20 protein-coding genes, 1 tRNA gene and 1 other RNA gene are annotated in these 17538 nt (G+C 71.4%); 8 read left to right on the top strand and 14 right to left on the bottom strand.

The genetic code is table 11. The features are described 5' to 3' along the window. Window positions 1-9: 9 nt before the first annotated feature. From ABD679_RS07480 to ABD679_RS07470, 3 genes are all read right to left on the bottom strand, one after another. A complete protein-coding gene (locus ABD679_RS07480; protein ID WP_344759330.1) occupies window positions 10-1005 on the bottom strand; it encodes a beta-ketoacyl-ACP synthase III in 996 nt (331 codons plus the stop codon). A gap of 124 nt (window positions 1006-1129) precedes the next feature. After that, window positions 1130-1324 (bottom strand): 50S ribosomal protein L32, encoded by a 195-nt coding sequence (gene rpmF, locus ABD679_RS07475; RefSeq protein WP_344759329.1) that lies wholly within the window; start codon window positions 1322-1324, stop codon window positions 1130-1132. 90 nt (window positions 1325-1414) lie between these two features. Continuing rightward, window positions 1415-1933 (bottom strand): YceD family protein, encoded by a 519-nt coding sequence (locus ABD679_RS07470; protein WP_344759328.1) that lies wholly within the window; start codon window positions 1931-1933, stop codon window positions 1415-1417. A 137-nt stretch (window positions 1934-2070) separates the two neighbouring features. Between ABD679_RS07470 and ABD679_RS07465 the strand changes: the two genes are divergently transcribed. Together ABD679_RS07465 and ABD679_RS07460 are read left to right on the top strand one after the other, a co-directional pair. Continuing rightward, a complete protein-coding gene (locus ABD679_RS07465) occupies window positions 2071-2433 on the top strand; it encodes a hypothetical protein (protein WP_344759327.1) in 363 nt (120 codons plus the stop codon). Window positions 2434-2445: 12 nt separating this feature from the next. Beyond that, entirely contained in the window at window positions 2446-3018 is a 573-nt protein-coding gene (locus tag ABD679_RS07460; protein ID WP_344759326.1) for a Maf family protein, read from the top strand. A 30-nt stretch (window positions 3019-3048) separates the two neighbouring features. Here the strand turns inward: ABD679_RS07460 and ABD679_RS07455 are convergent, their stop codons facing one another. After that, window positions 3049-4881 (bottom strand): ArnT family glycosyltransferase, encoded by a 1833-nt coding sequence (locus tag ABD679_RS07455; protein WP_344759325.1) that lies wholly within the window; start codon window positions 4879-4881, stop codon window positions 3049-3051. A 49-nt stretch (window positions 4882-4930) separates the two neighbouring features. On the opposite strand from ABD679_RS07455, the gene ABD679_RS07450 reads away from it, so the two are divergent. Genes ABD679_RS07450 through ABD679_RS07435 form a run of 4 tightly spaced genes read left to right on the top strand, consistent with a single transcriptional unit; the run spans window position 4931 to window position 9419 of the window. Then, entirely contained in the window at window positions 4931-5884 is a 954-nt protein-coding gene (locus ABD679_RS07450) for an AAA family ATPase (RefSeq protein ID WP_344759324.1), read from the top strand. A 4-nt stretch (window positions 5885-5888) separates the two neighbouring features. Beyond that, entirely contained in the window at window positions 5889-6875 is a 987-nt protein-coding gene (locus ABD679_RS07445) for a DUF58 domain-containing protein (protein WP_344759323.1), read from the top strand. Between the two features lie 34 nt (window positions 6876-6909). Beyond that, a complete protein-coding gene (locus tag ABD679_RS07440) occupies window positions 6910-8892 on the top strand; it encodes a transglutaminase TgpA family protein (RefSeq protein ID WP_344759555.1) in 1983 nt (660 codons plus the stop codon). Between the two features lie 38 nt (window positions 8893-8930). Continuing rightward, window positions 8931-9419 carry a Slp family lipoprotein gene (locus ABD679_RS07435; RefSeq protein ID WP_344759322.1) on the top strand — a complete coding sequence of 163 codons (489 nt, stop codon included), beginning with the start codon at window positions 8931-8933 and terminating at the stop codon, window positions 9417-9419. A 213-nt stretch (window positions 9420-9632) separates the two neighbouring features. Here the strand turns inward: ABD679_RS07435 and ABD679_RS07430 are convergent, their stop codons facing one another. From ABD679_RS07430 to dnaX, 4 genes are all read right to left on the bottom strand, one after another. Further along, window positions 9633-9980, bottom strand: coding sequence for a histidine triad nucleotide-binding protein (locus ABD679_RS07430; protein ID WP_344759321.1), 348 nt, complete (start codon window positions 9978-9980; stop codon window positions 9633-9635). Window positions 9981-10065: 85 nt separating this feature from the next. Then, a complete protein-coding gene (recR, locus tag ABD679_RS07425) occupies window positions 10066-10659 on the bottom strand; it encodes a recombination mediator RecR (RefSeq protein ID WP_344759320.1) in 594 nt (197 codons plus the stop codon). A 171-nt stretch (window positions 10660-10830) separates the two neighbouring features. Then, entirely contained in the window at window positions 10831-11151 is a 321-nt protein-coding gene (locus tag ABD679_RS07420; RefSeq protein ID WP_344759319.1) for a YbaB/EbfC family nucleoid-associated protein, read from the bottom strand. A 4-nt stretch (window positions 11152-11155) separates the two neighbouring features. Continuing rightward, a complete protein-coding gene (dnaX, locus tag ABD679_RS07415; RefSeq protein WP_344759318.1) occupies window positions 11156-12913 on the bottom strand; it encodes a DNA polymerase III subunit gamma/tau in 1758 nt (585 codons plus the stop codon). Window positions 12914-13112: 199 nt separating this feature from the next. Between dnaX and ABD679_RS07410 the strand changes: the two genes are divergently transcribed. Together ABD679_RS07410 and ffs are read left to right on the top strand one after the other, a co-directional pair. Then, a tRNA-Ser gene (locus tag ABD679_RS07410) sits at window positions 13113-13205 on the top strand. Window positions 13206-13245: 40 nt separating this feature from the next. Next, window positions 13246-13342, top strand: an RNA gene (gene ffs, locus ABD679_RS07405) — signal recognition particle sRNA small type. A 243-nt stretch (window positions 13343-13585) separates the two neighbouring features. Here the strand turns inward: ffs and ABD679_RS07400 are convergent. The 6 genes from ABD679_RS07400 to ABD679_RS07375 form a co-directional block, all read right to left on the bottom strand. Continuing rightward, a complete protein-coding gene (locus ABD679_RS07400) occupies window positions 13586-14005 on the bottom strand; it encodes a molybdenum cofactor biosynthesis protein MoaE (RefSeq protein WP_344759317.1) in 420 nt (139 codons plus the stop codon). A 2-nt stretch (window positions 14006-14007) separates the two neighbouring features. After that, on the bottom strand, window positions 14008-14253 hold the full coding sequence (locus ABD679_RS07395; protein ID WP_344759554.1) for a MoaD/ThiS family protein: 246 nt from the start codon (window positions 14251-14253) through the stop codon (window positions 14008-14010). Next, window positions 14250-14744, bottom strand: a complete 495-nt coding sequence (gene moaC / locus ABD679_RS07390; RefSeq protein WP_344759316.1) for a cyclic pyranopterin monophosphate synthase MoaC — start codon at window positions 14742-14744, stop codon at window positions 14250-14252. Before moaC ends, ABD679_RS07395 begins: the two co-directional genes overlap by 4 nt. Window positions 14745-14966: 222 nt before the next feature. Continuing rightward, on the bottom strand, window positions 14967-15962 hold the full coding sequence (gene moaA / locus ABD679_RS07385) for a GTP 3',8-cyclase MoaA (RefSeq protein WP_344759553.1): 996 nt from the start codon (window positions 15960-15962) through the stop codon (window positions 14967-14969). Between the two features lie 23 nt (window positions 15963-15985). Further along, the gene (locus tag ABD679_RS07380; protein ID WP_344759315.1) at window positions 15986-16744 is read right to left on the bottom strand and encodes an MBL fold metallo-hydrolase; all 759 of its coding nucleotides are present in this window, start codon (window positions 16742-16744) and stop codon (window positions 15986-15988) included. 11 nt (window positions 16745-16755) lie between these two features. Then, on the bottom strand, window positions 16756-17520 hold the full coding sequence (locus ABD679_RS07375) for a 3-deoxy-D-manno-octulosonic acid kinase (RefSeq protein ID WP_344759314.1): 765 nt from the start codon (window positions 17518-17520) through the stop codon (window positions 16756-16758). Between the last annotated feature and the right edge of the window lie 18 nt (window positions 17521-17538).

The raw sequence follows: 17538 nt of genomic DNA, 5'->3' as shown, positions 1-17538 counted from the left end.
GGCAGGGACTCAGTAGCGCAACAGCGCCGAACCCCAGGTGAAGCCGCCGCCAAAGGCCTCCAGCAGCAACAGCTGGCCGCGCTGCACCTTACCGGAACGGATCGCGGCGTCCAGCGCCAGCGGCACCGAGCCCGACGAGGTGTTGCCGTGCTGGTCGACGGTGACGATGACACGCTCCATCGGCATGTCCAGGCGCTTGGCCGTGGCCTCGATGATGCGCAGGTTGGCCTGGTGGGGGATCAGCCAGTCGAGGTCGTGGCGGTCGAGGCCATTGGCGTCCAGCGTCTCGTCGACGATCGCGTCAAGCGCCTTCACCGCGTGCTTGAACACCTCGTTGCCGGTCATGCGGATGCGCACGCCGGCGTTCTTCTCGTTTTCCTTGAAGCCGACGGAAACGCCGACCGGGTTCCACAGCAGTTCCTTCTTGCCGCCGTCGGCGTGCAGGTGGGTGCTGAGGATGCCGGTGTCGTCGTCGGCCTTGAGCACGACCGCACCGGCGCCGTCGCCGAACAGCACGCAGGTGGTGCGCTCGCTCCAGTCGACCATGCGGGTGAGCGTTTCCGCGCCGACCACCAGCGCCGTCTTCGCCGCGCCGCTGCGGATGAACTTGTCGGCCACCGACAGCGCGTAGACGAAGCCCGAGCACGCCGCGTTGACGTCGAACGCCGGGCAGCCGTTGGCGCCCAGCCGGTGCTGCAGCAGGCAGGCGGTGGACGGGAAGATGAGGTCCGGCGTGGTCGTGCCGAGCACGATCAGGTCGATTTCGGACGCATCGACGCCGGCTGCTTCCAGCGCGCGCACGGCGGCGTGGTAGGCCAGGTCGCCGGTGGTCTCGCCTTCGGCGGCGATGTGGCGCTGGCGGATGCCGGTGCGGCTGGCGATCCACTCGTCGCTGGTATCGACGACCCTGGCCAGGTCGTCGTTGGTGAGCACCTTTTCCGGCAGGTAGCTGCCGGTGCCGGCAATCCGCGAATAAATGCGCTGGTTCGAGGCTTGCTCGCTCATGTCGGTGCTGCCCTCACGTGGTTCGTGCCGGCGAGCCGGCTGATGAACAGCACGCCGGGACCAGTGCGGGGCAATGCTGCAACGCTATGACCACGCCCCGCCGCGATGGCGGGGCTGGCGAGGATCAGTCTTCCTCGACGACCTGCGCCTTGGGCACGATCACCTGCTTGCCGCGGTAGTAGCCGTCGGCGGTGACGTGGTGGCGCAGGTGGGTCTCGCCCGAGGTCGGGTCGGTCGACAGCTGCTTGGCGGTCAGCGAGTCGTGCGAACGACGCTGGCCACGGCGGGAGGGGGAAACGCGGGACTTCTGGACAGCCATGGGATTGCTCCGGGAACGATCTTGTTGCTCGGGCCGGGCGGCGCCTGCCGCCGGCGGAATGGATGTTGCGATGCTTCGTCTTGCTTGCCGCTAGTGTTTCTTCAGGTCCTTCAGCGCCGCGAACGGGTTGGCGCGCAATTCCTCGTCCGCCTGCACCGGCCAGTCGCGCTCCACTGCCTCGGAGCCCGGCTTCACCGGCACCACCGGAACGGCGAGGATCAACTCGTCCTCGACCAGCTCCGCCGGCCGCAGCATCCCGTCCGCGGGCAGCTGCAATGCCTCGTAGCCCTCCGGCAGCGCGGCTTCCTCGACCTCCTCGTCGCCACCGGCGGCGATCAGGCCGAGCCGCTGCACGATCGCCACCGGGAACTCGAAGCGTTGCAGCGTGCGCTGGCATTGCAGCGGCAGCGCGGCATCGATCCGCAGTTCCACGTACGGCACCTGCAGCGCGTCGCGGTCGAACTGGAGCGCGAACGCCACCTCGCCCCGGTCATCGACCAATGCATCGCGCAGGCGCGGCATCGACGACAACGGCAGGCGCCCCGCGAAACCGCGCCGGGCCGTGACCATGCGCCAAGCGTCGAGGATCTCGGGGACATCCGTGGACATAAGCCGGGGAATGTTAAGGATGGCGCCCACCGCTGTCAAACCCGCCCCCTGTCGCCAAGTGCCCGCGGCGGCAGGGAATTTGCCCGTCGCGGCCGGCTCGGGGCAGACTGCCGATCCGCCCGCCCGATGGCCCGTTCTTGACCCCGATCCTCGCGCTGCCGGCCGCCATTGTCGCGGCCCTCCTCCTCGTCCTGCTGCTGCGCCGTCGCCGGGACAGCGAGCGCCACCGCGCGGTCGCCGGGCTGCTGGACGCCGCCGACGGCCTGGAGGCGCGCCTGCGCGAGGCGCGGGCCGAGATCGAGGCCGTCGCAGGCAGCGATGAGAATCCCGTGCGCGAAGCCATGCAGGAAATGCTGCGCCAGCGGCTGTGGCTGCAGCAGCACGGCGGCGACGCCTCGCTGGACGAGCTGCGCCTGGTGCGCGATTCGATCGAGGCCGCGCGCCTGAGGATCGACCAGCAGCTGGTGCAGGTCGAGCGCGCCCGCGCCACGATGCCCTGATCGGCCGTCCCGATGGGCCTGGTCCTCGCCTCCACCTCCGTCTACCGCCGCGAACTGCTGGCGCGGCTGCGGCTGCCGTTCGACGCCGAGCGGCCCGAGGTCGACGAGACCCCGCTCCCCGGCGAGAGGCCGGTGGCACTGGTCGCGCGCCTGGCGCTGGCCAAGGCCGCGGCGGTGTCCACGCGGCGCCCGGCCGACTGGGTGATCGGCTCCGACCAGGTGGCCGAACTCGACGGTGCGCCGTTGGGCAAGCCCGGCAGCCGCGGACGGGCCGTCGCCCAACTGGAGGCGATGTCGGGCCGCGCGGTCGCCTTCCGCACCGCGGTCGCGCTGGCCGGGCCGGACGGCCGCGAGCTGGCTGCGCTCGACACCACCACGGTGCGCTTCCGGACGCTGTCGCAGGACGAGATCGCGCGTTACGTCGATGCCGAGCAGCCCTTCGACTGCGCCGGCAGTTTCAAATCCGAAGGCCTCGGCATCACCCTGTTCGCGGCGATCGAATCACGGGACCCCACCGCGCTGGTCGGGCTGCCGCTGATCGCCACCGCAGGCCTGCTGCGCGAGGCGGGATTCGCTTTGCCGTAGGGTCGATGCCGACCGGGATCCTGGCAGGCCCTATTGAATATCCACCGGCTGCTCGCTCCAGTCCTCGACGCTGCCGTCGCGGCCGTGCAGGCGCAGGCCGAGCCAGTGCCGCCCGCGCGCCAGGCCGCCGGCATCGACGCGGGCGCGGAAACCGACCTTCGGATGCTGCGGGTCGGTGGAGATCTTCCAGTACGACGCCGTGCCCGGGCTCGGCAGCCCGTACTCGGCCTTCGCCATCGGCTTGCCGTCGAGCAGCACTTCCACGCCCGACAGGCCGACGCCGTCCTTGAATGCCCAGCCGGACACGTCGAAGTGCCGTTCGACCTTCGCCCCGGACACCGGCGCGTCGAACCAGGCCATCGCCGGCGTCGTGCACGGCGCATCGGCGGCGGCCGGCTTGCCATCGAACTCGAACAGCACGTAGCGCTGCGCGCCGTGGTCGATGTTGAGCGCGTGCGGCGCCGGCAGCGGGCCGAGCTGTTGGCACAGCGCGTGGTAGCGCTGCAGCAGGTTCTTGTACTCCACGTCACTGGCGCCGACGACGAGCAGCGTGGGCCGGTCGAACGCCGTGTCGCTGCGCAGCCCCCACAGCCGCAGCTGCGGCGCGCGGCCGTGCTCGCGGTTGAGCGGATGCGGGAGCACCGGGATATCCGGCTCGCCGAGCGCGAACCCCAGCTCGGCACCGATCTTGAAGTTGCCGGCGACCAGCTGTACCTGACCCGGCATCCGCGCGCGCCGCGCCTGCACTTCGGCGGCCAGCGCATCCCAGCCGGCGAAGTTGGACGGGTACCACTTCAGCGCCGCGGTCTGTTCGCGCACCGACGGCGCGGACACGGCGGCGTAATAGCCCAGCACCGCGACCAGGCCGCAGGCCGCCAGCGCCCACGTCAGGCGCCGCAGCCAGGGCGCCCAGCGATCCAGCAGCGCCGGCAGCAGCGGCAGCAGCGCCAGGTAACCGGGCAGCGGCCAGTGGAAGCTCACCCGCCGGGTGTCGGCGAAGAAGCCGAGCACGAAGAAGCCAAGCACGACCAGCCCGCCCAGCCACGCCAGGTAGCGGCGTCCGGCATCGGCCGCGCGCCCGTGCCAGGCCGCCGACAGCAGCGCGACGAACAACAGCGGCGTCACCAGCAGGCCCTGGATGGCGATGAACTGCAGGCCGTCGGCATGGAACGCCCACGGATGCCGGTCCACGAGCTGGAACCGCAGCCCGGCCTCGGCGTTGTCCATGTTCCACGCCATCAGCGGCGTCCACGCCGCGGCGCCGAAGGCGATTGCGATCCACACCCGCGGGTCGGCCAGCACGCGGCGGCCGGCCGGGGTCGACAGCAGCACGACGAAACCGACGCCGATCACCGCGATGAAGCGGTAGTGGCTCAGCGCACCGATCGCCAGCCCGGCGCCGAGCAGCAGCGCTGCGCCGTCGCTGACGTTGCGCAGCAGGCGCGCGCCGGCGTCCATGCACAGCAGGGTCGCCAGCGCCATCGGCACGTCCGGCAGCGCCAGCAGGCCGAGCGAACCGGCCAGCGGCAGCAGCAGCGCGGCGATACCCGCCAGCCATGCGTGGCGCATGTCGAATTCGCGCGCGGCGATCCGCACCACCAGCCACGGCAAGGCGGCGGCGATCAGCAGGAACGGCGTGCGCAGCGCCAGCCTGCCTTCGCCGAACACGAAATCGCCGATCCGGATCAGCCATGCGGTCAGCCCCGGCAGGTCCGAGTACGCCCACGACAGGTGGCGGCTTTCCTGCCAGTAGAAGGCCTCGTCGACGAACAGCGGCAGGCGCGCGGCCATCATCACCTTGAGCAGCGAGATGCCCGCCCAAAGCGCGATGAACAGCACGCGCATGTCGATCGTTTTCCGCATCTGGCGCGACCTCGCTACACTCGGATACTTCTCCAGGGAGCGACGACGCATGACCGCCATTCCCGCGCAGCGGCACATGCTAACCGACGACGTGCGCGACGCGGTGAAGCGCGCGCAGGCGCAGGTCAACACGCTGGTGCTGGGCAAGCAGCACGAGGTGCGGCTGGCCTTCGTGGCGATGCTCTCGGGCGGCCACCTGCTGATCGAGGACCTGCCCGGGCTGGGCAAGACGACGCTGGCGCATGCGATGGCGGCCACGCTCGGGCTCGGCTTCCAGCGCGTGCAGTTCACCTCCGACCTGCTGCCCTCGGACATCGTGGGCGTGTCGTTGTTCGACGCGCAGGCGCAGCGCTTCGAGTTCCACCCCGGGCCGGTGTTCGCACACGTGCTGCTGGCCGACGAGATCAACCGCGCGCCGCCGCGCACGCAAAGCGCGCTGCTCGAGGCGATGGCCGAACACCAGGTCACCGTCGACGGCAGCACGCACGCGCTGCCGGATCCGTTCTTCGTGATCGCCACGCAGAACCCGGTCGACCTGGCCGGCACCTATCCCCTGCCCGACTCGCAGCTCGACCGTTTCCTGCTGCGGCTCACCCTGGGCTATCCCGACCGCGACGCCGAACGCGCCCTGCTCGCCGGCGACGACCGCCGCGACCTGATCGCGCAGGCGCTGCCGGTGCTCGGCGACGGCGGCGTGCTGGCGCTGCTGCGCGCGCCGTCCGCCATCCACGCCAGCGACGCACTGGTCGAATACGTGCAGGCGCTGCTGGCCCGCAGCCGCCACCATCCCGGCGTGCGCGTCGGGCTGTCGCCGCGCGCCGGCATCGCCCTGCTGCGGGCGGCACGCGCGCATGCGCTGCTGCTCGGCCGTGCGCATGTCGTGCCGGAGGACGTGCAGGCGCTGTTCCCCGCGGTCGCCGCGCACCGGCTGGTAGGCGACGCGGACGCCGGGGACGGCCACGCGCTGGCGAAGTCGATCCTGCACGGCGTGCGGGTGGACTAGGCCCGTGGCTGCGGCCGCCGCGCCGAAAGCCGGCTGGCGCGGGCGCCTGGAACGGCTGGCGCGGCCGCGCCGTCCCGAACCGCTGCCGGCCACGCTCGACCGCCGCCGCGTCTACATCCTGCCGACCGCGTTCGGCTGGTTCTTCCTGCTCCTGCTGCTGGCGATGGCGGTGGGCGCGCTCAACTACAACAACAACCCGGCGCTGCTGCTGGCGCTGCTTCTGGCCGGGGCCGCCAACACCAGCCTGTTCGCCGCGCACCTGCAGCTGAGCGGGCTGCAGGTGGTCGCGATCGACGCCGAACCGGTCGCGGCCGGCAAGCCGCTGCAGCTGGACGTGCACGTGCGCGCGCAGCCGGGACGCACCCGCCGCGGGCTGCGCGTGGAATGCCTGGATGCCAGCGCGGTGCTTTCGCTGGACAAGGACGCGGGCACGACGACGCTGGAAATCCCCACCCGGCGACGCGGCCGGCTGCACCCCGGGCGCCTGCGCATCTCCACCACCCGGCCGCTGGGCCTGGCCCGCGCCTGGGCCTGGGCGTGGCCGGAGCGGCCGCTGCTGGTCTACCCGGCCCCGGAAGCCGGTGGCCCGCCCCTGCCCGAAGGCAGCGGCGACGGTGCGCAGGCACGCCTGCACCCGGCCGGCGACGACGTCCATCATCTGCGCGCCTGGCGCCGCGGCGACAGCCGCCGCGCGATCGCCTGGAAGCCCTCCGCCCGCCACGGCACGCTGCTGGTCCGCGAGTACGAGCAACCACTGGGCGCCGACCTCGTACTCGACTGGCACGACGTGCGCGCGCTGGCGTGGGAAGACCGCATCCGGCGCCTGGCGCGCTGGGTCGACGAGGCCGAGCGCGAAGGCCGCCGCTGGCGCCTGCAACTGCCGGGGCAACCCGCGCTCGGCCCCGCACGTGGCGCCGAACATCGCCACGCCTGCCTGCGTGCACTGGCGCTGATGCCCGAAGCCGGAGGCGGCGATGTCGGCCCGCGCTGACGCCCTGCCGCCCGCCGCGGAAAAACCCGGCGCCATGCAGCCGCGCGCGCGCTTCACGGCGGCCCCGCTCGATCCACAAAGCCGGCTGTGGACGCTCGCCGCGGCCGCCGCCTGCCTGCTGCCACTGCTGCGGCAGCTGCCAATTCCCATGGCGCTGGCGATCGCCACGATCGGTGCGGTGATCGTCACGGTGACGTCCCGCCGCCGCCTGCCCGGCTGGCTGCGCCTGCTGCTGGCCGTGGCGCTGGTCGGCTACGTGCTGGCCAGCGCACGCTTCGCGCTGGGGCGCGACACGGCCTGTGCGCTGCTCGCGGCAATGCTGGCCATCAAGCCGGTCGAACTGGCTGGCGTGCGCGACGCCCGCAGCCTGCTCGGCTTCGCCCTGTTCGCGCCGTTCTCCACCTTCCTGCTCGACCAGGGACCGCTGTCGCTGGCCCTGGGGCTGGTGGGCGTGACGCTCGCACTGGCGGCGCTGCTGCGCGTGGCCGACCTGGAATCGGGCGACATCGCGCACGCCGCACCGCCCTGGCGACGCCTGCTGGGCGTGTGGCGGCTGGTCGCCATCGGGCTGCCGCTGGCGCTGGCGGCGTTCTGGCTGTTCCCGCGCATCGCCACGCCGCTGTGGGGCGTGCCCGAACGCGCGCTCGCCCGCCCCGGCCTGTCCGACCACATGTCGCCCGGCGAATGGATCGACTTCATCAACGACGACACGCCGGCATTGCGGGTGACGTTCTTCGGCCCGACGCCGCCCACTTCGCAGATGTACTGGCGCGGCCCGGTGCTGTGGAACTTCGACGGCCGCACCTGGACCGGCTCGCGCTGGCTGCGCAGCCTGCCGCCGCCAGCGGTCACCCGCGCCGCGCGCACCTGGGACTACGAGATGGCACTCGAACCCACCGAGCGCCGGCAGATGGTCGCACTGGAGCTTCCGGTCGCGGCGCCGGACGGCACCCACCTCGACCACGACTACGGCCTGCAGGCACCGCGGCCCTTGGGCACCCTGACCCGCTGGCGCATGCAGTCGGCCGCGCCGGTCGCGTTCGAACCGGAGCTGCGCCCCTACCTGCACCAGCTCGCGCTGCGCCTGCCCGAAGGCTACAACCCGCGCACCGTGGCACTGGCGCGGCAATGGCGGCTCGAGGCGGGCGACAACGACGCCGCCATCGTCGAGCGCGCGCTGGCATGGATCCGCGACGACTTCGCCTACACGCTGACCACGCCGCTGTTGGGCCGGCACTCGGTGGACGAGTTCCTGTTCGAACAGCAGGCCGGCTTCTGCGAGCACTTCAGCTCCGCGTTCGTGGTGCTGATGCGCGCGGCGGGGATTCCCGCGCGGGTGGTGACCGGCTACGTCGGCGGCTACCGCAACCGCTATGGCGACTACTGGATCGTGCGCCGCTCCGACGCGCACGCCTGGGCCGAAGTCTGGCTCGCCGGCCGCGGCTGGACGCGCGTGGACCCGACCGCCGCCGTCGCGCCCGAACGCATCTACGACACGCTCGCCGATCGCGCCGGCGGTGGCGGCGGTGGACTCGCTGGCCTGGGCGGCCTCACCGACCGGCTGGCGGCGGTCCGCGACGTCGCCGACTGGATGCGCCGCGGCTGGAACGACTTCGTGCTCGGCTTCGACGCCGCGCGGCAACAGAAGCTGCTGCAGCCGCTGGGCATCGAGCGCCTCGACCCGCGCGGCCTGATCGCCCTGTTCGCCGCCGCGGCCACGCTGGCGATCGGCTGGATGCTCTGGCTCACCGCCCGCGCCGAGCGCGAAGGCGACCGCCTGCTGCGCGCCTGGCACCGGCTCGGCGCCCGCTATGCCCGGCTCGGATTCGCGCGTGCAGCGCATGAACCCGCCGGCGCATGGGCCGCACGCGTGGCCGCCGCGCGGCCGGGGTCGGACGAGCTGCAGTCGCTCAGCGCGCGTTTCGCCCAATGGCGGTACGCTTCCCTGGACGGGCGCACACAGGGGCGGCGCGAACTGGACGCACTGGTCCGCGCACTGCGCAGGCATCGCCCCTGATCCGCTACAGTCGACCGCATGCCACCGGAGAGATCCGCATGAACGTCCGCACGCTCGCCGCCGCCGGCCTCGCCAGCGTCCTGCTCGCCGCCTGCTCCACCGTGCCGCAGCCGCTGCAGGGCGAGTTCAACCCGATCACCCCGCGCGAAGCCGCACAGCTCGACAGCACCGGCGCCCCCGTGCGCTGGGGCGGCCGCATCGTGCAGGTCGAACCGAAGGAAAACCGCACCTGCTTCGAGATCGTCTCCACGCGCCTGACCGCCAGCGGCCGCCCGTACTGGGCCGAGGACGACACCGGCGGCCGCTTCATCGCCTGCCGCGCCGGCTTCTACGACCCGGCGGTGTTCGAGCGCAACCGCGAGATCAGCTTCACCGGCCACATCGACGGCTACGAGAACCGCCGCATCGGCGGCTACGACTACCGCTTTCCACACGTCGCCGCGGACGTGGTCTACCTGTGGCCGATCCGCGAGCGGGTGAACGTGGTAACGCGGCCGGCGCCGTGGCCGTGGTGGGGTTGGTGGTGAGTCGCCGCTTTCCGGCTTGAAAGTTCAAATGAAAAACGCCCGGGCCGCCGGGCGTTTTTCATGGCAGCCACCTTCGGTCTGACACGGCCGCCCCGTCGTCATCCCCGCGCAGGCGGGAATGGCGACGAGTTTTTGGATGACAGCGAGTTGTTTTGGGCTGGCATCCGGATGCGCATATCCGGATGCGCGCATCGCATCATGTGCGATCGCGGCTCAGCCCGGCGTACCGAAGCGCCCGAGCTGCGCGCCTGCCAGCAGGTGCAGGTGGATCTGGAACACGGTCTGCCCGCCGTGGTCGTTGCAGTTCATCACGATCCTGTAACCGTCCTCTGAAAACCCCTGTTCCTTCGCGTAGCGCGCCGCCGCGAACGCGAGGCGGCCGACGATCGCGGCCTGGTCCTCGCGCAGGTCGTTGAGCGTGGCGACATCGGTCTTGGGCACAAACAGCACGTGCACCGGCGCCTGCGGCGCGATGTCGCGGAAGGCGATGATGTCGTCGTCCTCGTAGACGATGTCGGCCGGAATCTCGCGACGGATGATCTTGTGGAAGATGGTGGTCATGGTGGAAAGCCGGGACTGGGGACTGGGCGGGTGACTCGATGATAGCGCCGGCCGCGCGCACCCCCGCCGTCCCGAGTCCCGAGCCCTACGGCATCTCGCTCCGCGACCCGAACGCATGCGACAGCGTGCCGCGGTCCACGTATTCCAGTTCCCCGCCCAGCGGCACGCCGTGGGCGAGGCGGCTGGGGCGCACGCCGTGGTTGCGGGCGAGCTGGGCGAGGTAGTGCGCGGTGGCCTCGCCTTCGACGGTCGGGTTGGTGGCGATGATCAGTTCCTGCACCTCGCCCGAGGCCAGGCGCTCGGCCAGCTGTTCCAGGCCGAGTTCGCGCGGTCCGATGCCGTCGAGCGGGCTGAGCCGGCCCTGCAGCACGAAGTACAGGCCGCGATAGCCGGTCGCCTGCTCGATCACCAGCCGGTCGGCAGGCGACTCCACTGCGCACAGCTGCTGCACGTCGCGCGCGGCGCTGGCGCAGGTGGTGCAGATCTCCGTTTCGCTGAAGTCGCGGCAGCGCGCGCAGTGGCCGATGCGTTCGATCGACTCGGACAACGCCTCGGCCAGCCGGCGACCGCCGTCGCGCTCGCGTTCGAGCACGTGGTAAGCCATCCGCTGCGCGGTCTTCTGCCCCACGCCCGGCAGGACGCGGAAGGCTTCGATCAGTTGTTCGAGCAATGAGGACATGGAGGGGAATTGGCGATTGGTGATTCGTAAAGCCGGTTTCGACGATGTCATCCCGAGCGCAGCGAGGGATCTGTTCCATCGGCGTCACCCAACAAGCAGATCCCTCGCTGCGCTCGGGATGACAGCCATACCACCGGCTCTTTCGAATCGCCAATCACCAAATCAAGGCCCTCAGAACGGCAGCTTCATCCCCGGCGGCAGCGGCATGCCGGCGGTGGCGGCGCCCATCTTTTCCTGCGAGGCGGCGTTGGCCTTGTTGACCGCGTCGTTGAAGGCGGCGGCGACCAGGTCCTCGGCCATTTCCGGGTCCGACAGCACGCCCGGGTCGATGCGTACCTTGCGGCACTCCATGCGCCCGGTGAGAGTCACCGCCACCATCCCACCGCCGGCGTTGCCGGTGACCTCGAGGCTGGCGAGCTCTTCCTGCACGCGCTGCATGTTCTCCTGCATCTTCTGCGCCTGCTGCATCAGCTGGGCGATGTTTCCACGCATGTCGTTATTCCTGGTCTTCGTAGTGGCGGATCGAATCGGGCACCAGTTTCGCGCCGTGCTGCGACATCAGCCGCTGCACCTGCGGGTCGGCGAGGAAGGCGCTCTCGGCGGCGGCCTGGCGTTCGTCGCGCTGGCGTTCGTTGCGCGCATGCAGGGTTTCGGCCACCACCTGCGCGGTGCCGAAGCGGATCTGCGGCTGCACGCCGAATGGTGCGGCCAGCGCCGTGGCCAGCTGCGACACCAGGAACGGCGCCTTGAGGTGGTCGTCGGCGGGCGGCAGGGACAGCTGCAGCACGCCGTCGGACCAGCCGACGAAGCCGGCGCTGGCGGCCAGTTCCTTCACCGGTCCGCGCAGGTCGAGCGCGGCGACGAAGTCGGGCCACGTGGCCGCATCGAGGTCGACCGGTGACGCGGTTTGCGCCGCGGCCGCCGGCGGTGTTGCCGGTGCCGGTGCCGGCTTCGATTCCTCGGCGCGCGGCGGCGGTGGCTCGACGGGCGCCTGCGGCACGGGCGCCTGTGCGACCGGCGGCTTAACCGGCGCGGGACGCGGCGGCGGCGGTTCCGGCGCACGCGCCGGCTTCGTCGCGCTTGCGCCCTCCAGCGCGGCGCGCGCCGCGGCCGGGCCGGTCCTGCGCGCCGCGGCGGACGCGTCGCCGGCCACCGCGCCGCCTTCGGCAGGGCGGAACGCCAGCATCCGCAGCAGGCTCATCTCGAAGCCCGCGCGCGCGCTCGGCGCCAGGGACAGGTCGCGGCGACCGTTGAGCGCCATCTGGTACCACAGCTGCACGACTTCCGGACGCAGCGCCGCGGCCAGCACGTCGACGTCCACGCCGTTGGCCTCGACATCGATCGCGGGCACCAGTTGCTTCACCTGCACCCGGTGCAGCGCGTCGGCCAGCGCGTCGAGCACGCCCGACCAGTCCGGCGAGATTTCGGCCAGCGTCGCCACCTCGTCCAGCAGCGCCTTGCCGTCGCCGTCCGCCAGCGCGGACAGCAGCGCGCCGACGCGGGTGCGGTCGACGGTGCCGAGCATGCTCGCCAGCGCGGCGTCGGTCAGCGCGTTGTCGCCGTTGGCGCCTGTGTAGGCGATCGCCTGGTCGAGCAGCGACAAGCCGTCGCGCAGGCTGCCGTCGGCGGCCCTGGCCAGCTGGCGCACCGCGCCGGGTTCGACGGCGATGCCCTCGGCGCCCAGGATCTTGGTGATCTGGCCGGAAATCTGATCCTCGTCCAGCCGCTTGAGGTTGAACTGCAGGCAGCGGCTGAGCACCGTCACCAGCAGCTTTTCCGGGTCTGTGGTCGCGAACAGGAACTTGACGTGCTCCGGCGGCTCCTCGAGCGTCTTGAGCAGCGCGTTGAACGCCTGCTTCGACAGCATGTGCACTTCGTCGATCAGGTAGACCTTGTAGCGGCCGCGCGAGGGCATGTACTGCGCGTTCTCGATCAGCTCGCGGACGTTGTCGACGCCGGTGTTGGAGGCCGCGTCGATCTCCAGCAGGTCGATGTAGCGGCCGGCATCGATCGCCTGGCAGGTTTCGCACTCGCCGCAGGGATCGGCGCCGGTGCCGCGCTCGCAGTTCAGGCTCTTGGCGAAGATGCGCGCGATGGTGGTTTTGCCGACGCCGCGGGTGCCGGTGAACAGGTAGGCGTGGTGCACGCGGCCCGAATCGAGCGCGTTGGACAGTGCGCGGACCACGTGTTCCTGCCCGACCAGTTCGGCGAAACGCTTGGGGCGCCACTTGCGGGCGAGGACGAGGTAGGACATGGGGGCATTCTGCCATGCCGCACCGGACGATCCCGCCGCGGTGGCAGCCCCGGGGCGGTGATCGCGGCGCATGTGAATGGACCACCGCCAGCGGGCACCCGATGTCGCCGCAGCCCGCCATCGTTGCTTGTCCCCGCTGCCTGCCACGGCTAGAATCGGCGCCCCTGAGCGTTGCCGGAAGCTTCCTTCAGGTTCCAGCGGAGAGGTGTCCGAGTGGTTGAAGGAGCACGCCTGGAAAGTGTGTAAGCGTCTAAACCGCGCTTCGGGGGTTCGAATCCCCCTCTCTCCGCCAGTTTTTCGCGTCGTGACGTGACGCAGTCTCTATGGTGGCCCCGTCGGCCCCTCGCGACGCTAGGTCGAAAACCCCGCCAGGGCCGGAAGGCAGCAACGGTATCGATCGACGCGGGTGCCGAGGTCAGCCGGCGGGGCCATCGCCTTTTCCATGCTTCGCATGAGAAACCCATGATCTGCTTCGCAAATCACGGGCCCCGGCCATGTGCTTCCGATCCCTGCCCCTTCGGGGCACCCGTTGCCAAGGGGGGCTTTCCTTCGGTCGACATCCATGACACCGGCGTTCGCGCCGCATTCTTCGCTGCTCACACTTGGGCGCGGTCGGGCTTTGCCGGTAATGCCTTGCCGCGCCCACGCACGCGCCTGCGAAACCCGGGGTTGCTATGGCAGGGGATGCTGCCAGTCCTCACCGCCCCCGGTGTAGCCCTCGCGCTTCCAGATCGGCACCCGCGCCTTGACCTCGTCGATGACGTAGCGGCAGGCCGCGAAGGCGGCGTCGCGGTGGGCGGCGGCAACGCCAACCCAGACCGCGATCTCGCCGACCCCCAGGTCGCCGGTGCGGTGCACGCAGCGGGCGTCGAGGATGTCGAAGCGGTCCAGCGCCTCGGCCAGCACGCGCTCGCCCTCGGCTTCGGCCAGCGCGGCGTAGGCCTCGTAATGCAGGCCGTCCACGGCGCGGCCGTCGTTGTGGTTGCGCACGCGGCCCTCGAAGGCCGCGAAGGCGCCGGCGCTGGCGTCTTCCAGCGCTTCGCGCAGGGGCGCGATGTCGAACGGTTCCGGCGACAGCGAGAAGCGCGCCACGCTCAGCCGCCGCTGACCGGCGGGATGAAGGCCACCTCGCTGCCGTCCGCCGGCGCGTCGTCCCAGCGCGCGAAGGCACCGTCGACCGCCACCCGCAGGCGCTCGGCCGGCAACGCGAAGCCATGGCGTTCGCGCAGCCCGTCGTAGAGCGCGCGCAGGCTGGTGGCGGCGGTTTCCACCGTGTCCTCGGCCACGCCCGCGGCGTCGCGCAGGCTGGCGAAGTACAGCACCGTGACCCGCGCCATCAGCCCGCACTCCCGAAATCGTGCCGGCCGCCGCGCTTGCCGAGCAGCTTCGCCGGGCCGAGCACAATCGCGTGCGACAGCGCCTTGCACATGTCGTAGACGGTCAGCGCGGCGACGGTGGCGCCGGTCAGCGCCTCCATCTCGACGCCGGTGCGGTGGGTGGTCTTCACCGCGCACTCGATACGCAGCTCGCGCTCGCCGTGCCAGTCGATGCCGATGCGCACGCCGTCGATCGGCAGCGGGTGGCAGAACGGGATCAGTTCATGGGTACGCTTGACCGCCATGGTGCCGGCGATGATCGCGGTCTCGACGATGCCGCCCTTGGCGCTCTTCAGGCCGCTGGCGCGCAGCTGCGCGGCGACCACGGCCGGGAATTTCACCCGGCATTCGGCCACGGCCGATCGCGCGGTGACGGCCTTGTCCGAGACGTCGACCATCGCGGGGCGGCCTTCGACGTCGAGATGGCTGAGCTTGCGGGCAGGTTTGGGCGGCATGGTGGTCTGGCGGCGGCAACAGTCGTGACGATTGTAGGTCGTGGCAACGCAACACACGCTGCCCTTGTAGGAGCGGCTTCAGCCGCGAGTTTTTGAAGTTGCCGCGAGTCCTTTCGATCCTTTCGAGGCGACCAATCCGTTTCCGCGAGGCCCTTCGCAGGGAAAGAGCTCGCGGCTGAAGCCGCTCCTACAAAAAGAGAACAGGGACGGGTTACCGGAGTCCTATCCCCCGACCAGGAACATCTCCACGTGCCGCCGCGACACGCCTGCGCGGCCACGCAATTCGCTGTAGCGGTCGCCGCGGCGCGTCCACAGGCCGGCGACGTGGTCGGCCAGTGCGGCTTCTCCATCGGCCAGGACGGGCCGCAGGTCGGTGCCTTCAGCGGCGAACAGGCAGGTGTAGAGGCGCCCGTCGGCCGACACGCGGGCGCGGTGGCACTCGCCGCAGAACGGCGCGCTGATCGAGCTGACGAAGCCGACCTCGCCCGCGCCGTCGTCGAAGCCGTAGCGGGAGGCGACCTCGCCGCGGTAGTTGGGGTCGAGCGGATGCAGCGGCCAGCGCGCATGGATGCGGTCGCGCAGCGCGGCGGACGGCACCACCCGCGCGGCATCCCAGCCGTTGCAGGTGCCCACGTCCATGTATTCGATGAAGCGCACGATGTGGCCGCTGCCGCGGAAGCGCTCGACCAGCGGCAGCACCTGGCCGTCGTTGACCCCGCGCTGCACTACGCAATTGAACTTGATGCGCGCGAAGCCGGCGTCCTCCGCTGCGGCGACGCCGGCCAGCACGCCGGCGAGGTCGCCGCGGCCGCCCGACAGCGCGCGGAACAGCACCGGGTCGAGCGCGTCGAGGCTGATCGTGATCCGTCGCAGCCCGGCCGCGCGCAGCGCGCGCGCCTGCCCGGCCAGCAGCGCGCCGTTGGTGGTCAGGGCCAGGTCGTCGATGCCGTCGATGGCGGCCAGCCGCGCGACCAGCTCCGGCAGACGCTTGCGCAGCAGCGGTTCGCCGCCGGTCAGGCGCAGCTTGCGCACGCCCAGCCGCGCGAGGCCGCGCACCAGCGTTTCGATTTCGTCGAACGACAGCCGCGCCGCCGCATCCATGCCGTAATCGTCGGGTACGCGGTCGGCGGGCATGCAGTAGCCGCAGCGGAAATTGCAGGCCTCGATCACCGACAGCCGCAGGTCGTGCAGCGGCCGGCCGAGGCGGTCGAGCGGCATCGGCGGGGCGTGCAGCACGGCGTTCACGGCGCCAGCCCCTGTTCCGCGGTCGGTTCGGCCAGCGCCACCACTTCGCCCGGCGTGGCGACGCGGTACCCGCGGCCGGCCAGCGCCTGGCCGTCGGCAACACCGGCGTAGTGGTAGAGCAGGCAGCGCTCGAGCAGGTCGCGCGGGTATTCGCGCTCAAGGTCGTCGACGCCGCTGTGCGAGGGATTGCCGTGCAGCGTGCAGTCGTGCGCGACCAGTTCGCCGGCGTCGGCGAACCTGGCCAGCGTTTCCGGGATCGGCCGGGTGTCGCCGCTCCACGCCAGGCTGCCGCGCAGGCGCAGGCCGTAGGCGGTCTCTGGCCAGTGGTGGCGCACGGGGAACACCTCCAGCCGCACGCCCGCATGCCAGAACGCATCGCCCACCGGCACCAGCTGGAAGGCGTCCCAGAAGTTGGCGCCGCCCTCGGCCAGCACGTTCGGGTAGTCGCCCACACGCCGGTGCAGCAGCGGCACCACGGTCGCCGGCACGTAGAGCCGGGTCCGGCCACGGCGCGCGGCATCGAAGTAGTCGGCGACGAACAGCCGCTCGAAGCCGGCCACGTGGTCCAGGTGCACATGGGTGACGAACAGCGCGCGCGGCGCCTGGCCGTAGTGCGCGAGGTACGCGGTCAGGCCTTCGGCGCCGCAGTCGATGGTCAGCCACGGCGCGCCGTCGCGCTCGATGGTCGCCATCGGCGAGCCCAGCTCGACCGCCGAGGCATTGCCGACTCCATGGAAGCGCAGCGACCAGGCCATGCGTGCGGCCGTCAGATCCCGCGGTCCCACTGCGCGTCGTAGCCCTTGCGCAGGCGGGCGAAATCCTCCTCCACGTCCGCCACGCTGCGGTGGCCGCGCAGCTTGAGCAGCGAGCGCCTGAGCCGCGCCAGGTTGGCCTCGCGCCAGCCCGTGGCGGGAATGCGCAGCTTGCTGCGGTCGAAATCGATCATCCAGCCCTGCCCGGCCGGGTCGATGTCGAACAGCAGGTTGTGGGCGTTCAGGTCGGCGTGGTCGAGCCCGGCGCGGTGGAAGCGCGCGACCAGGCGCCCGGCCTCGTCCCACGGCGCGCTGTGGCCGTCGAGCGTGGCCAGCTCGCCCAGCGAACGCACGTCGAGCAGGCGCTCCATCAGGATCCAGGCGCGGTAATGCATCCCCTCGCGCACGTAGGCGGCGGCGATCGGCCGCGGCACCGGCAGGTCCTGCTTGAGCAGTTCGCGCAGCAGGCGGAACTCGGCGAAGCTGCGCACGTGGTCGGCGTCGCGCCACAGGTAGCGGTCGCGACTGAATTTCGCGGCCCAGCCGCCGCGCAGGTACTGGCGCAGCACGCAGGGGCCGTGCGAGGCGTCGATGTACCAGGCGCCGCCGCGGCCGCCCTCGCCCACCCGCTGCGCGCGGTCGCCCCAGGCCTCGGGGTTGAACCAGCGCGGGTCGACTTGCCGCAGCTGCGTGCCGTCGAACAGAATCGAGCCAATGCCGCGATCCCCGCGGCCGGCGCGGAACGGCGTCAGGCTTTCGGTAGCATCGAACGCGGCCATCCGGCGAGTCTAACAAGC

The organism is Luteimonas lutimaris (assembly GCF_039537065.1).
GTDB lineage: Bacteria > Pseudomonadota > Gammaproteobacteria > Xanthomonadales > Xanthomonadaceae > Luteimonas > Luteimonas lutimaris.
This window is presented reverse-complemented; position numbering and strand designations above follow the sequence as displayed.

What these genes read in the sequence shown, in the direction of transcription:
- ABD679_RS07480 (WP_344759330.1), bottom strand. Translation starts at nt 1,005, where the DNA reads ATGAGCGAGCAAGCCTCGAACCAGCGCATTTATTCGCGGATTGCCGGC.
- ABD679_RS07430 (WP_344759321.1), bottom strand. Translation starts at nt 9,980, where the DNA reads ATGACCACCATCTTCCACAAGATCATCCGTCGCGAGATTCCGGCCGAC.
- ABD679_RS07470 (WP_344759328.1), bottom strand. Translation starts at nt 1,933, where the DNA reads ATGTCCACGGATGTCCCCGAGATCCTCGACGCTTGGCGCATGGTCACG.
- rpmF (WP_344759329.1), bottom strand. Translation starts at nt 1,324, where the DNA reads ATGGCTGTCCAGAAGTCCCGCGTTTCCCCCTCCCGCCGTGGCCAGCGT.
- ABD679_RS07455 (WP_344759325.1), bottom strand. Translation starts at nt 4,881, where the DNA reads ATGCGGAAAACGATCGACATGCGCGTGCTGTTCATCGCGCTTTGGGCG.
- ABD679_RS07435 (WP_344759322.1), top strand. Translation starts at nt 8,931, where the DNA reads ATGAACGTCCGCACGCTCGCCGCCGCCGGCCTCGCCAGCGTCCTGCTC.
- moaC (WP_344759316.1), bottom strand. Translation starts at nt 14,744, where the DNA reads ATGCCGCCCAAACCTGCCCGCAAGCTCAGCCATCTCGACGTCGAAGGC.
- ABD679_RS07450 (WP_344759324.1), top strand. Translation starts at nt 4,931, where the DNA reads ATGACCGCCATTCCCGCGCAGCGGCACATGCTAACCGACGACGTGCGC.
- ABD679_RS07375 (WP_344759314.1), bottom strand. Translation starts at nt 17,520, where the DNA reads ATGGCCGCGTTCGATGCTACCGAAAGCCTGACGCCGTTCCGCGCCGGC.
- ABD679_RS07460 (WP_344759326.1), top strand. Translation starts at nt 2,446, where the DNA reads ATGGGCCTGGTCCTCGCCTCCACCTCCGTCTACCGCCGCGAACTGCTG.
- moaA (WP_344759553.1), bottom strand. Translation starts at nt 15,962, where the DNA reads ATGCCGCTCGACCGCCTCGGCCGGCCGCTGCACGACCTGCGGCTGTCG.
- recR (WP_344759320.1), bottom strand. Translation starts at nt 10,659, where the DNA reads ATGTCCTCATTGCTCGAACAACTGATCGAAGCCTTCCGCGTCCTGCCG.
- ABD679_RS07380 (WP_344759315.1), bottom strand. Translation starts at nt 16,744, where the DNA reads ATGGCCTGGTCGCTGCGCTTCCATGGAGTCGGCAATGCCTCGGCGGTC.
- ABD679_RS07440 (WP_344759555.1), top strand. Translation starts at nt 6,910, where the DNA reads ATGCAGCCGCGCGCGCGCTTCACGGCGGCCCCGCTCGATCCACAAAGC.
- dnaX (WP_344759318.1), bottom strand. Translation starts at nt 12,913, where the DNA reads ATGTCCTACCTCGTCCTCGCCCGCAAGTGGCGCCCCAAGCGTTTCGCC.
- ABD679_RS07420 (WP_344759319.1), bottom strand. Translation starts at nt 11,151, where the DNA reads ATGCGTGGAAACATCGCCCAGCTGATGCAGCAGGCGCAGAAGATGCAG.